This is a genomic window from Exiguobacterium sp. NPDC077395 (assembly GCF_050269125.1).
Classification (GTDB): Bacteria; Bacillota; Bacilli; order Exiguobacteriales; family Exiguobacteriaceae; genus Exiguobacterium; species Exiguobacterium aestuarii_A.
Window position 1 is genome coordinate 40,906 of record NZ_JBNNHU010000005.1, and the last position, 12,799, is coordinate 53,704.

The window sequence follows — 12,799 nt, forward strand, 5'->3', positions numbered from 1 at the left end:
TCTACTTCCTTATAGTCCGGTCGTTCCGACTTCTGATGGCGTGAACGCTCTGGACGTTCCCCACGTGGGCGGTCAAACGTTCGTTTTTCCGCACCTCGTTTTCCGTCATGTCGTTTCGGTCGACTCGGCTTCGAGTCGTTCGAACGCTTGTTTGATGAGTTCTTCAAGACGATCCCTTCTTTCTGTTAAGTAGATATAGCCAATCAATGCCTCGAATGCTGTGGAATAACGATACGTATGGACGTCGACCCGCTTCGGAATCGAGCCTGATTTCGCATTTTTGCCACGTCTGACGACGGCTTGTTCTTCTTCCGTCAACACGTCCGTCTCTAGCCAATAGGTCACGACGCTCGCTTGCGCCCGCGCGTTCACATAACGGACGGCACCTCGATGCAAATCGTTCGGTCGCGTCAACCCTTGCTCGAGCAGTCTTTCTCGTACGGCCAATTCATATACCACGTCACCCATGTAGGCGAGCGCGAGGGCATTCATTTGTTTCGGTTGCATCATAACCGCTTCCACCGAACCCCTTGGGCCGTGTCTTCGAGTTGGATGTTTTGTTCTTTCAGTAAATCACGAATCTCGTCAGCCCGGGCAAAGTTACGTGCTGCGCGTGCGTCGTTTCGTTCTTGAATCAATTGATCGATTTCAGCATCAAGCAGTTCTTTCTCTTCAGCGAGCGTCAATCCGAGCACACCTGTCAATTCGTCGAATAACGAGAGAACTTGTTCGAGTGTCGCTTTTGCCACATGGTCCGCCTTGGCGTAAATGTTCGCTTCTCGTGCCAAGTCAAAGAGGACAGTCATCGCATTGGCCGTATTGATATCGTCATCCATCGATTCGATGAACGACGTCTTGATTGCTTCAAGTTTCCGCTCCATCGACTCGCTCGGTTCACCAAGTCCAGCCGTTACCGATAAACGATATTCGATGTTTTGATACGCTTCTTTGATTCGACTCCAACCGTTTGCCGCCTGTTCAATCAATTCACGGCTATAGTTGATCGGATGACGATAATGGACGGACAACATGAAGAAACGAAGAACCATTGGATCTACTTCTTTCAGCGCTTCGTGGACGAGAAGGAAGTTTCCGAGCGATTTGGACATTTTCTCATTTTCAATGTTGATGAATCCGTTATGCAGCCAATAGTTGGCGAACTTCGCATGGTTGCAAGCTTCTGACTGGGCAATCTCATTCTCGTGGTGTGGGAATTTTAAATCATGACCACCTGCATGGATATCGATTGTTGCCCCGAGATGCTTTTTCGCCATCGCCGAGCATTCGATATGCCAACCTGGTCGTCCTTTGCCCCACGGACTATCCCAAGAAGGTTCGTCCGGTTTAGCGGCTTTCCATAAGACGAAGTCGAGTGGATCTTCTTTCTTTTCTCCGACATCGACACGTGAGCCCGCCCGTAAATCTTCGATCGATTGTTGACTTAGCTTTCCGTACGTTTCAAACTTCTTCGTCCGGAAATAAACGTCGCCTTCTGATTCATAAGCGAACCCTTCCGTCTCTAGCTGATGGATAAACTCGATAATCTCTTCCATCGTATCGGTAACACGTGGGTGTACGTCTGCCGGTTGCACGTTCAATGCTCCCGTATCGGCCAAATAAGCCTCAATATAACGATTCGTCAACGTCTCGGTGTCTTCCCCAAGTTCGTTCGCGGTACGAATGATCTTGTCGTCTACGTCCGTGAAGTTTAGGACGTATTTCACCTCATACCCACGATATGTCAAATAACGACGAACCGTATCGAAGGCGATGGCCGGACGGGCATTCCCGACATGGATGTAGTTGTAGACGGTCGGTCCACACACATACATGGATACTTTCCCCGGAACGATTGGGACAAACGGTTCTTTTTTATTCGTGAGACTGTTGTACAGCTGAATCATGCGTTTTCTCCTCCATCCGCTTTTCAAGCGTCGCTAATTTTTGTTGTAGTTCATCCACTGCCGCTTCTAAACGTTCTTGACACTCGCGGTCCGGATCTGGGAAACGATGATCGAGGTCATGTTGCTTCACACGCTTCCCGTTTCGAATGACGACACGTCCTGGAATCCCGACGACGGTCGAATCAGACGGTACATCGTTCAAGACGACAGAGCTCGCTCCGATTTTGACGCAATCGCCAACCGTAATGTTTCCGAGAACTTTCGCACCTGCCGAGATGAGTACGTCACTCCCAATCGTCGGGTGACGCTTCCCTTTCTCTTTCCCTGTTCCTCCAAGTGTGACGCCTTGATAAATCGTCACGTCGTTCCCGATAATCGCCGTCTCTCCGATGACGACACCAAAACCATGATCGATGAATACACGGTCGCCAAGGACTGCTCCCGGATGAATTTCAATCCCGGTCAACCAACGACTGAACTGGGCTAATAACTTGGCCACCAGCTTCACGTTACGTTTCCATAATCCGTGCGCGATACGATGTGCCCATATGGCGTGTAGTCCCGGATACGTCAGTGCCACCTCTACTTTTGAACGAGCTGCAGGGTCTAGTTCCAAGACAGTCCGCAAGTCTTCACGCACGCTGCTCCAAAATCCCATAATTGATATCTCCTTTTCTTATACAAAAACAAAGACGCCCCTGTGCCAAGGCACAGAGACGCCATAAGCGCGGTTCCACTCTGTTTGGGAAAAGTGTTCCCCTCTCAAGTCTCGTTAACGCAGAGTCGCGGCCTCGACTACGTATCGCCGAGACGGCTCCGAGGTGCACTTCTTCGGGGGACACATCTAGAACTCCCAGCCTAGGTTCTAGTCTCTGCAAAGTGTCATACCGCTTACTTTCCTCATCGATGCCTTTATGCTAATAAAGTTGTCAGACGCTTCAAGACACGCTCTTTTCCGATTAACGAAATCGCGTTCGGAAGCTCTGGTCCATGTGTTTGTCCTGTCGTCGCGACACGGATTGGCATGAACAAGTTCTTCCCTTTTTGACCAGTCGCTTTTTGCGTCGCTTTCGTCGCCGCTTTAATCGCTTCTGGTGTGAAGTCTTCGATTCCTTCGAGCTGTTGTTTGAACTCTGCAAGGACAGCAGGAACCGTTTCCCCTGAAAGGACAGCGTTCGCTTCCTCGTCATACTCGATCTCATCTTTGAAGAACAAGTCCGTCAACGAGACAATCTCCGCCCCGTGCGTCATTTGTTCTTTATACAATGCGATCAAGTTTGTTGCCCAATCTGCCTCCTCGACAGATACCGCCTCGGGTAATCGTCCTGCTTCTTGTAAGAATGGTAAACTGAGTGCCACTACTTCGTCAAGCGTGGCCTTCTTCATGTATACACTATTGATCCAAGAAAGTTTTTGTTGGTCAAATACAGCCGGACTCTTCGACAAGCGGTTCGCATCAAACATTTCAATAAACTCTTCTTTCGAGAAGATTTCTTCTTCTCCAACTGGTGACCAGCCAAGAAGAGAAATGAAGTTGAAGAGCGCTGCTGGCAAGTAGCCAAGATCCGCATATTGTTCAATGAACTGGATGATCGATTCATCACGCTTTGACAATTTCTTATGTTGATCGTTATAGATAAGCGTCATGTGACCGAACTCAGGATATTCCCATCCGAGTGCGTCATATACCATCATCTGTTTTGGTGTGTTTGCGATGTGGTCGTCTCCACGCAAGACGTGGCTGATCTTCATCAAGTGGTCGTCGACAACAACAGCGAAGTTGTAAGTCGGAATCCCATCTTGTTTCACGATGACCCAATCACCAAAGTCTTTCGACTCGAATGAAACATCACCTTTGACGACATCCGCCCATTTATACGTCACGCCTTCAGGCACGCGAATTCGAATTGACGGCTTGCGGCCCTCTGCTTCAAACGCTTCACGTTCTTCGACAGTCAGGTTGCGGTGCGCACCAGAATAACGTGGTGCTTCGCCGCGCGCGATTTGTGCTTCACGCTCTGCTTCGAGCTCCTCTGATGTCATATAGCATTTATAAGCAAGACCTTTGCTCATCAATTCGTTGACGTATTTCTCATAAAGCGAAAGACGTTCCATTTGATAATATGGACCGTAGTCTCCATCACGACCTGGACCTTCATCCCAATCGATCCCGAGCCACTCCAAATACTTCATTTGACTCTCGACACCATTTAATACATTTCGTTTTTGGTCTGTATCTTCAATTCGAAGAATCAATTTCCCGCCTGCATGACGAGCAAATAAGTAGTTAAACAACGCAGTCCGCGCATTCCCGATGTGGAGATGCCCCGTCGGACTAGGCGCATAGCGTACACGCACTTCACTCATAATAGTTCCACCTTTCTTCTCTTCTGCCCAAATAGTATACCATTTCTGTCAAGCCCGGTTGAGTAAGATGACCGCTTGCGCCGCGATTCCTTCTTCACGTCCTGTGAAGCCGAGTTTCTCCGTCGTCGTCGCCTTCACGTTCACCTGTTCGATGTCCGCCTCGAGTAGGTCGGCAATGACCGCTCGCATCTCATCAATATAAGGACGTAGCTTCGGACGTTGTGCCATGACGGTCGCGTCCACATTTCCGAGGACATATCCCTCATCCTTCACAAGTTGCCATACGTGGCGAAGCAACGCTTTCGAATCCGCATCTTTAAATTCTGGATCCGTATCAGGAAAATGCTTCCCAATATCACCTGCCGCAATCGCTCCAAGCGCTGCATCGGCAATCGTATGAAGTAACACATCAGCATCGGAATGACCGAGTAGACCACGTTCGTGTGGAATCTCAATCCCTCCTAAAATTAATGGACGTCCTTCTGCAAATGCATGTACATCAAATCCTTGACCAATTCTCATTGTAAGTCCTCCCTCGCTAAAATCGCATCACCAAACAGTAAGTCCTCTGGCGTCGTCATCTTAATATTATGATAGTCCCCAAGAACGACTTGTACTGTCTCACCAAGCCATTCGAATAAGCTCGCATCGTCCGTTCCCATCATCTGTTGTTCGACCGCTCGTTCATGTGCCCCTAAAATCGCCTTGGCCTGGAAAGCTTGCGGCGTTTGCGCCAACCATAGATTTTCCCGAGGAACCGTTCGTTCGATTTGATGACGTTCGACTTGTTTAACTGTGTCTTTGACCGGTACTGCTAAAATGGCGCCACCTTGTAACGCCGCTTCTGCCACTTGATGCAGCTGTTCACGTTTTACAAACGGACGGGCACCGTCATGAATCATCACAATCGTATCGGGTGCAACCACCTTAAGCCCCGCATGGACACTCTGTTGTCGTTCTTCCCCACCTGTTACATATGTAATCGGTGTTTCGACTTGTGCCGTGATCGCTTCAAACCAGTCACGTTCCTCTGGACGAATCGCCAAAACAATCCGTTCACACCAAGGATCGGTATCGAACGCTTGTAACGTCCACGCGATAATCGGTTTGTCACGGAGCGACAACATGAGTTTGTTCGCATCCGCTCCCATTCGTTTTCCTCTTCCCGCAGCCGGGATCACAACTGTATAAGATACTATGCTAAACACCTCTCTTCGTGAAAAAAGAGAGCGCTCACGCGTCTCTTTTTTGTTCGTTATTCAGGACGAGCAAAAATCATTCGGCCTGCAGATGTCTGCAGCACGCTCGTCACGACGACAGGAAGCGTCTTCGAGATCAACTTACGTCCACCTTCCACGACGACCATCGTCCCGTCTTCGAGATAGGCAACACCTTGATTTTGTTCTTTCCCTTCTTTAATGACAGTGACGACCATCTCTTCGCCAGGGATGACGATTTGTTTGACGGCATTCGCCAAGTCATTGATATTTAAGACCGGGACATTTCGCACTTCACAGACTTTGTTTAAGTTATAGTCGTTCGTGACGACAATCCCGTTTTTCAACTCTGCCAATTTAATCAACTTGATATCGACTTCTGGTACATCTTCAAAGTCCCCATCGTAAATTTCAACTTGGATTCGTTTGTTCTCTTGAAGCTCTTTTAAAATATCGAGCCCACGGCGACCACGGTTTCGTTTCAACGTATCCGATGAATCCGCGATATATTGAAGTTCTCCGATGACGAACTGCGGAACGATCAATGTACCTTCCACAAACCCAGTCGTGGCGATATCTGCGATACGACCGTCAATAATGACGCTCGTGTCTAAGATTTTATCATTCGAACGTTGTACCGGTTCAGCCGCCGGTTTCTCCCGCTCACTCTTTACAAATAGTTTGATCCATTCGTTACGCTTCCGATATCCGACCGCGAAACCGAAGTAACCAAACAGCGCCGTGACAAAGATCGGAACGATCTTACTCAGTAAGAAAATGTTCGTTACTTCAAGCGAGACACTGATCAAAAAGGCAATCAAGAGCCCGATAATGAGGCCAATCGAACCGAATAAAATATCCCCTACCGGTAAACGGACGAGCCGTTCTTCGACAAAACGAATAAATGCAACAACACCATCGGTTAAGAATAAACTAAGAATGAAGAAGATAAGTCCACCAATCAAACTTGCTACGTATGGAATCGTTAACCATTCCGGCACATTCATGCCGAGGTCTCCTAATAATAACGTCGCTTCGATAATTCCGAACCAACCTACGACGAGACCAATCAAAATAAATCCGATTCGTACAGCAATCTTCACTCATTCCACCTCCTTTTATATGAAATAAAATTTCAAAAATAACACTTTCATTGTAACATGGTTTTTTCAATCACGTTCGTTACAAAGCGTTAAAAACTGCCATTGGCGACCCGTTAAAACGGGATCGCCAACTGCAGTGCTTCGTCCACCGTTCCGACGCCGACCACTTCAATCCCTGCCGGAGCGGTCCATCCACCCATGTTGTTTTTCGGAATGATGGCACGTGTGAATCCTAGTTTTGCGGCTTCGGCGACACGTTGCTCAATCCGCGATACGCGTCGCACTTCTCCGGTCAATCCGACTTCACCGATACAAACATCCGTCGGACGGGTTGGACGATCACGGAAACTCGAGGCAATCGAGACACAAATCGCGAGGTCAATCGCAGGCTCATCTAGTTTGACGCCACCCGCCGCTTTCAAGTAGGCGTCTTGCGTCTGAAGCAATAAGCCAGAGCGTTTCTCAAGGACGGCCATCAGAAGCGCGACCCGGTTTTGATCGATTCCCGTCGCCATACGTCTCGGGTTACCGAATGAGGTTGGCGAGATGAGTGCTTGTAGTTCGACGAGCACTGTCCTTGTCCCTTCCATCGAAGCGACGACCGTCGAACCGGAAACACCGGCGGTTCGTTCTTCTAAAAAGATTTCGGACGGGTTGAGGACTTCTTCTAGCCCACTCTCTTTCATCTCGAAGATCCCGATTTCGTTCGTTGAACCGAAACGGTTTTTCACCGCGCGTAAAATACGGAACGTGTGATGACGCTCGCCTTCAAAGTAAAGTACCGCATCGACCATGTGCTCGAGTAATCGCGGACCCGCAATCGATCCTTGTTTCGTTACGTGACCGACGATGAACACAGCAATCCCTCGTGTTTTTGCAATTTTCATAAGCGCTGCTGTACATTCTCGTACTTGAGACACACTTCCTGGCGCCGATTGAATTTCATCCATATATACCGTCTGAATCGAGTCGATGATGACAAACCCGGGTTGTTCTTCATCAATGACGCGTTCAATCATCAACATGTCTGTCTCAGCGAGCACAAACAAGTCTTCGGTCGGTAAGCCGAGACGTTCCGCCCGAAGTTTCGTCTGCTTGAGTGATTCCTCACCTGAAATATAAAGCACTTTTTTGCCACTATGGGCTAGGTGTGCACTAACCTGTAACAGAATCGTCGACTTCCCGATTCCCGGGTCCCCACCGACTAAGACGAGTGAACCTGGAACGATCCCACCACCTAGCACACGGTCAAATTCACGACTATTCGTGTGAACGCGTGTCTCTTCTTGTGAGACGACGTTGGCGAGTCGTTCTGGCTTCAATTGTCGAGATGAACTATGCACAAACGCTGCGCCACGTTTAGCTTTCTTCTCTTCGACAAACTCCTCAACGAGCGTATTCCATTCATTACAACCTGGACAGCGTCCCATCCATTTGGCTGATTCATATCCACACGATTGGCAGACGTATTTCGTTTTAATTTTGGCCATAAGTTTCCTTCCTGTCTAAAAAAGCTCCCTCATAAACAACGAGGGAGCTGAATGATTTACTGAACCACACCTTCGTTACGAACGACAAACTCTCCATCTTGTACGTCGAGCGCAACTTTACTGCCTTTAGCGATTGTGCCGCCAAGCATTGCTTCTGAGAGGCGATCTTCCACTTCTCGTTGAAGGGCACGACGGAGAGGGCGAGCCCCGTATTCCGGATCATAGCCGACTTCGGCAATCTTGTCGAGCGCCGCATCCGTCAAGCTGAAATCAACACCTTGTTCGGCAAGACGTTTCTTGAGTGTCTCTGCCATAAGTTTGATGATTTCTTGAATGTGCTCTTTTTGAAGTGAATGGAAGACCGTGATTTCGTCAATCCGGTTCAAGAACTCAGGTCGGAACGCCTTTTTCAATTCCTCGAGTACTTTATCCTTCATTTCTGTATACTCACGTTTCACATCATCTTCGACTGTGAATCCAACATATTTATTTCGTTGAAGCGCTGCGGCCCCGACGTTTGATGTCATGATGATGACCGTGTTTCGGAAGTCGACCGTGCGACCTTTCGAATCCGTCAAGCGACCGTCGTCAAGCACTTGAAGTAAGATGTTGAACACTTCCGGGTGCGCTTTTTCAATTTCATCGAGAAGGATGACCGAGTATGGCTTCCGGCGTACCTTTTCTGTCAACTGACCGCCTTCTTCGTAACCGACATAACCAGGAGGCGAACCAACGAGACGGCTCGTCGCATGTTTTTCCATGTACTCTGACATGTCGATTCGAATAATCGCATCCTCATCCCCAAACATCGCTTCAGCAACTGCGCGAGCGAGTTCGGTTTTACCGACTCCGGTAGGTCCGAGGAAGATGAATGAACCGATTGGACGTTTTGGATCTTTCAAGCCAGCCCGAGCCCGACGAATGGCGCGGGAAATCGATTTCACCGCATCGTCTTGACCGATGACACGGTTGTGAAGAATTGATTCGAGTTTGAGGAGACGGTCTGTCTCTTCCTCGGCAATCTTCGTGACCGGTACACCTGTCCAGTTTGCGACAACTTGAGCGATATCTTCTTTCGTCACTTCAAGTTTTTCGTTTCCTTGTTTGTTCTGCCATTCTGCTTTCAACTCTTCTAACTCATCGCGTAACTTTTGTTCTGTATCACGGAGAGAAGCCGCTTTTTCAAACTCTTGGCTTTGAACAGCAGAGTCTTTTTCTTTACGAATCGACTCAAGGCGTGACTCCAACTCTTTCAAGTTCGGTGGTGCCGTGAACGAGCGAAGTCGTACTTTTGATGCCGCCTCATCGACGAGGTCAATCGCTTTGTCCGGTAAGAAACGATCCGAGATGTAACGGTCAGACAGAACGACCGCCTCGTGAATCGCCGTGTCTGTAATCGTTACGCGGTGATGCGCTTCATAACGATCTCGCAACCCGAGTAAGATTTGTTCAGCTTCTTCTGTTGTCGGTTCATTTACTTGAATTGGTTGGAAGCGTCGTTCAAGCGCTGCATCTTTTTCGATGTACTTCCGATATTCATCAAGTGTTGTCGCCCCGATACATTGAAGTTCACCACGAGCCAATGACGGCTTGAGGATGTTCGACGCATCAATCGCACCTTCTGCACCACCCGCACCAATCAATGTGTGCAACTCGTCGATGAAGAGAATAACGTTTCCTGCCTGACGAATTTCGTCCATTACTTTTTTCAATCGATCTTCGAACTCACCACGATATTTCGTACCTGCTACGAGTGTACCCATGTCGAGTACCATCACTCGTTTATTGCGAAGTGTTTCAGGTACTTCGTTGTTAATGATTTGTTGAGCGAGACCTTCGACTACTGCCGTTTTCCCGACACCTGGCTCTCCGATAAGAACCGGGTTGTTTTTCGTACGACGAGATAAGACTTCAATGACACGTTGAATCTCACCTGCGCGGCCGATGACCGGGTCTAAACGCGATTCACGTGCTTGTTGCGTCAAGTCGCGTGCCAACCCATCAAGTGTTGGGGTTGCAGCGCTCGCGCCTGGTTGTGAAGCATTTGAAGAAGACTCCGTGTTACCGAGAAGCTGTAATACTTGTTGACGTGCTTTCGTCAAACTGATTCCAAGGTTATTGAGGACACGTGCCGCGACACCTTCGCCTTCACGAATCAATCCAAGAAGGATGTGCTCCGTTCCAACATATGAATGTCCTAGTTTACGTGCCTCATCCATCGAGAGTTCAATGACCTTTTTCGCACGTGGTGTGTAGTGAATCGTCGATCCATTCTCAGAACCGCGTCCAATCAATGATTCTACTTCTTGTTGAATTTTTTCAGAAGTCAATCCGAGAGCGAAGAGCGCTTTTGCCGCAATCCCTTCTCCTTCACGAACCAATCCTAATAAAATATGTTCTGTACCAATATTATGATGGCCAAGACGTACTGCTTCCTCTTGTGCTAAAGCTAATACGCGCTGTGCTCGTTCTGTAAATCGTCCAAACATCATTGACAAAACCTCCTTGTAGTTGGATCAAACTAAGCCTTGATCTAACGTTCGACGAACGAGTGTCGCTCGTTCTCGATCCCGTTCTTGCGTAGATAATGTTTTCCCGAAATGTTTTTGTAGAAAACCTGATTGTAGCCGAACAATGAGTTCATGGAACTTTGGTGGACTCCAATCAGACAAAATCCCTAGGTCACTCGCTAAATGTAAATCAGATAATCGTTCGATGGCTTCAGTAGAAGATAGTAATTTTGCATATCGCAAAATACCATATGATCGATAAAATTGATCTTCTAACTCTTCCTGTCGATTCGCAACGAGTTCTTCGCGCGCATGACGCTCTGCTTGAATCACTTGTTCTGTCACTTCCATAAAGTCAGCCAGTAACTGTGACTCGTGACTCCCTAACGTCCGTTGATTCGACAGTTGGAACAAGCGACCCGCTGCATCACTACCTTCACCATAACGACCTCGAATCGTATAGCCCAATTTTCGAAGTTCTCGTAAGATTGGACTGATTCGTCCCGTCAAGGTGAGTCCCGGCAAGTGTAACATGACCGAGGCACGAAGTCCTGTTCCGATATTACTCGGACATGTCGTCAAATAGCCTAACTGTTCATCAAACGCATACGATAGGGATTCTGCACATAATGCATCAACTTGTTTCGCTAATTCAAACGCCTCTTTCACTTGATATCCCGGAAGTAGCGTTTGAATGCGTAAATGGTCTTCCTCATTAATCAATACACTGATGGTTTCATCTTCACTTAAGAAGACCGCACTCTCTTCATTGGTTGCAACGGCTGGGCTAATCAGGTGTTTCTCCATCAACGCCTGTCGTGTCACTTCATCATAATCACGCATATGAAGATATTCGAATCCTTTCAACCCACGTAAACGCCCTTCTAGACGATCGCAAAGCTGACGTTCTCCTTCTTTAGAAAGTACGGGAGAGAATACCGTGTCTTTGACATTACGCGCCAGTCGAATTCTTGTAGAAACGACCAAATCATCGAGCTTGGCACGTTCTTTCATTTTTGGACCAAGTGGATGTGTTAGGAAAGTTTCCATCAGACATCTCCCTGCCCTTCTAATTGCTTCATTTCTTTTTGAATGCGTGCTGCCCGTTCATAATCTTCTTGTTCGACAGCGCGGTTCAACTCCCCTGCCAACTTTTCGAGCCGTTCTTCAATCCGTTCATGTGGCGTGCGTAGCTGGTCAGGGATTGAACCGATATGATGATCATGTCCTTGTTGATATTGACGAGTAATCTTAATCAATTCATCCCGAAATACGGTATAACATGTAGCGCATCCCGCTTTTCGTACACGCAATAGGTCTTGGCGTGTCATCTGGCAAGTCGGGCATCGCTTCACGACCGGTACATATCCTGTCATCAGTTCTACCGTACATTGTCGACATAATCGTTTTTTTACGGGTACATCTTGTTCCATCACAACGACTTCATTGACAGCAGGTCGTTGTTTACAACGTTCGCATAACATACGACTTATCCCCCATTACGATAACGAAGTACTTTCATCAGTGCCAGCAATTGTTGACGTCGAATAAAAGAGCGATCATCAACTTGTAAGTTTAATGCTTCATCTGATAAGAGATGGTAAATCAATTGCGCTTCTTGTTCGTGCATCATTTGTTCTTCCACTAATCGCACGAGCACATTTTCAACGAGTTGTTCATTCAGACGTGGATGCTCATGAATGACATCCATCAAACTAGAGAGCACATCCTGTTTTTCATGTAAGATGACGCGTCGGATCCGAATATATCCACCGCCACCTCGTTTACTTTCTACTAAATATCCTTTTTCGACGGTAAAACGTGTGTTGATGACATAATTGATTTGGGATGGGACACATTCGAATCGTTGCGCGATATCTTGGCGTTTAATCTCGATTGCATTTGCCTGACTTTCCTTCAATACTTGCTTCAAATACTGTTCGATAACATCCGAAATATTTCTCATCTCCACCACCCTCTGACCATCTTTGACTTTTGACTATATTTTATCATTGATTTAAAAAAAGGCAAACGAAAAGCGATGCTCTCATAGAGAGCACCGCCAATCAATAAAAAAAACGACCGAGCGTATGCTCGGTCGTCCTCTCTGTTGTTGCCTGGCAACGTCCTATCCTCACAGGGGGAGATCCCCCAACTACTTTCGGCGCTGAGACGCTTAACTTCCGTGTTCGGCATGGGAACGGGTGT

12 protein-coding genes, 1 rRNA gene and 1 other annotated feature are annotated in these 12,799 nt (G+C 47.7%); all 13 genes read right to left on the bottom strand.

Annotated elements, in window-relative coordinates; genetic code table 11:
- Window positions 1-105: 105 nt before the first annotated feature.
- Complete coding sequence (locus tag ACQKD4_RS14240; RefSeq protein ID WP_074032405.1) at window positions 106-510, bottom strand: Mini-ribonuclease 3; 405 nt, start codon at window positions 508-510, stop codon at window positions 106-108.
- Window positions 507-1,904: a cysteine--tRNA ligase gene (gene cysS, locus ACQKD4_RS14245; protein ID WP_427373805.1), complete on the bottom strand. Its 1,398-nt coding sequence runs from the start codon at window positions 1,902-1,904 to the stop codon at window positions 507-509. Before cysS ends, ACQKD4_RS14240 begins: the two co-directional genes overlap by 4 nt.
- On the bottom strand, window positions 1,873-2,562 hold the full coding sequence (gene cysE / locus ACQKD4_RS14250) for a serine O-acetyltransferase (RefSeq protein WP_012727699.1): 690 nt from the start codon (window positions 2,560-2,562) through the stop codon (window positions 1,873-1,875). Before cysE ends, cysS begins: the two co-directional genes overlap by 32 nt.
- 51 nt (window positions 2,563-2,613) lie before the next feature.
- Window positions 2,614-2,820 (bottom strand) — a binding site (T-box leader).
- Window positions 2,817-4,274 (bottom strand): glutamate--tRNA ligase, encoded by a 1,458-nt coding sequence (gene gltX / locus ACQKD4_RS14255; RefSeq protein WP_427373807.1) that lies wholly within the window; start codon window positions 4,272-4,274, stop codon window positions 2,817-2,819. Its footprint overlaps the feature before it by 4 nt.
- 45 nt (window positions 4,275-4,319) lie before the next feature.
- A complete protein-coding gene (ispF, locus tag ACQKD4_RS14260; protein WP_224863697.1) occupies window positions 4,320-4,793 on the bottom strand; it encodes a 2-C-methyl-D-erythritol 2,4-cyclodiphosphate synthase in 474 nt (157 codons plus the stop codon).
- Window positions 4,790-5,470 carry a 2-C-methyl-D-erythritol 4-phosphate cytidylyltransferase gene (gene ispD, locus ACQKD4_RS14265; RefSeq protein WP_427373808.1) on the bottom strand — a complete coding sequence of 227 codons (681 nt, stop codon included), beginning with the start codon at window positions 5,468-5,470 and terminating at the stop codon, window positions 4,790-4,792. Before ispD ends, ispF begins: the two co-directional genes overlap by 4 nt.
- Window positions 5,471-5,526: 56 nt before the next feature.
- Window positions 5,527-6,591, bottom strand: a complete 1,065-nt coding sequence (locus ACQKD4_RS14270) for a PIN/TRAM domain-containing protein (RefSeq protein ID WP_074032388.1) — start codon at window positions 6,589-6,591, stop codon at window positions 5,527-5,529.
- 113 nt (window positions 6,592-6,704) lie between these two features.
- Complete coding sequence (gene radA / locus ACQKD4_RS14275) at window positions 6,705-8,081, bottom strand: DNA repair protein RadA (RefSeq protein WP_074032385.1); 1,377 nt, start codon at window positions 8,079-8,081, stop codon at window positions 6,705-6,707.
- Between the two features lie 56 nt (window positions 8,082-8,137).
- Window positions 8,138-10,573 carry an ATP-dependent Clp protease ATP-binding subunit gene (gene clpC, locus ACQKD4_RS14280; RefSeq protein ID WP_214697112.1) on the bottom strand — a complete coding sequence of 812 codons (2,436 nt, stop codon included), beginning with the start codon at window positions 10,571-10,573 and terminating at the stop codon, window positions 8,138-8,140.
- Window positions 10,574-10,597: 24 nt separating this feature from the next.
- Window positions 10,598-11,641, bottom strand: a complete 1,044-nt coding sequence (locus tag ACQKD4_RS14285; protein WP_214697110.1) for a protein arginine kinase — start codon at window positions 11,639-11,641, stop codon at window positions 10,598-10,600.
- On the bottom strand, window positions 11,641-12,075 hold the full coding sequence (locus ACQKD4_RS14290; protein ID WP_214697108.1) for a UvrB/UvrC motif-containing protein: 435 nt from the start codon (window positions 12,073-12,075) through the stop codon (window positions 11,641-11,643). The genes ACQKD4_RS14285 and ACQKD4_RS14290 overlap by 1 nt, the downstream gene beginning before the upstream one ends.
- A 5-nt stretch (window positions 12,076-12,080) precedes the next feature.
- The gene (locus ACQKD4_RS14295; protein WP_214697106.1) at window positions 12,081-12,557 is read right to left on the bottom strand and encodes a CtsR family transcriptional regulator; all 477 of its coding nucleotides are present in this window, start codon (window positions 12,555-12,557) and stop codon (window positions 12,081-12,083) included.
- A gap of 149 nt (window positions 12,558-12,706) precedes the next feature.
- Window positions 12,707-12,799: ribosomal RNA gene (gene rrf / locus ACQKD4_RS14300) — 5S ribosomal RNA — on the bottom strand; the annotation flags it as partial.

Coding starts and splice junctions, on each gene's coding strand:
- ACQKD4_RS14240 (WP_074032405.1), bottom strand. CDS start 510: ATGATGCAACCGAAACAAATGAATGCCCTCGCGCTCGCCTACATGGGT.
- cysS (WP_427373805.1), bottom strand. CDS start 1,904: ATGATTCAGCTGTACAACAGTCTCACGAATAAAAAAGAACCGTTTGTC.
- cysE (WP_012727699.1), bottom strand. CDS start 2,562: ATGGGATTTTGGAGCAGCGTGCGTGAAGACTTGCGGACTGTCTTGGAA.
- ispF (WP_224863697.1), bottom strand. CDS start 4,793: ATGAGAATTGGTCAAGGATTTGATGTACATGCATTTGCAGAAGGACGT.
- radA (WP_074032385.1), bottom strand. CDS start 8,081: ATGGCCAAAATTAAAACGAAATACGTCTGCCAATCGTGTGGATATGAA.
- clpC (WP_214697112.1), bottom strand. CDS start 10,573: ATGATGTTTGGACGATTTACAGAACGAGCACAGCGCGTATTAGCTTTA.
- ACQKD4_RS14285 (WP_214697110.1), bottom strand. CDS start 11,641: ATGGAAACTTTCCTAACACATCCACTTGGTCCAAAAATGAAAGAACGT.
- ACQKD4_RS14290 (WP_214697108.1), bottom strand. CDS start 12,075: ATGTTATGCGAACGTTGTAAACAACGACCTGCTGTCAATGAAGTCGTT.
- ACQKD4_RS14295 (WP_214697106.1), bottom strand. CDS start 12,557: ATGAGAAATATTTCGGATGTTATCGAACAGTATTTGAAGCAAGTATTG.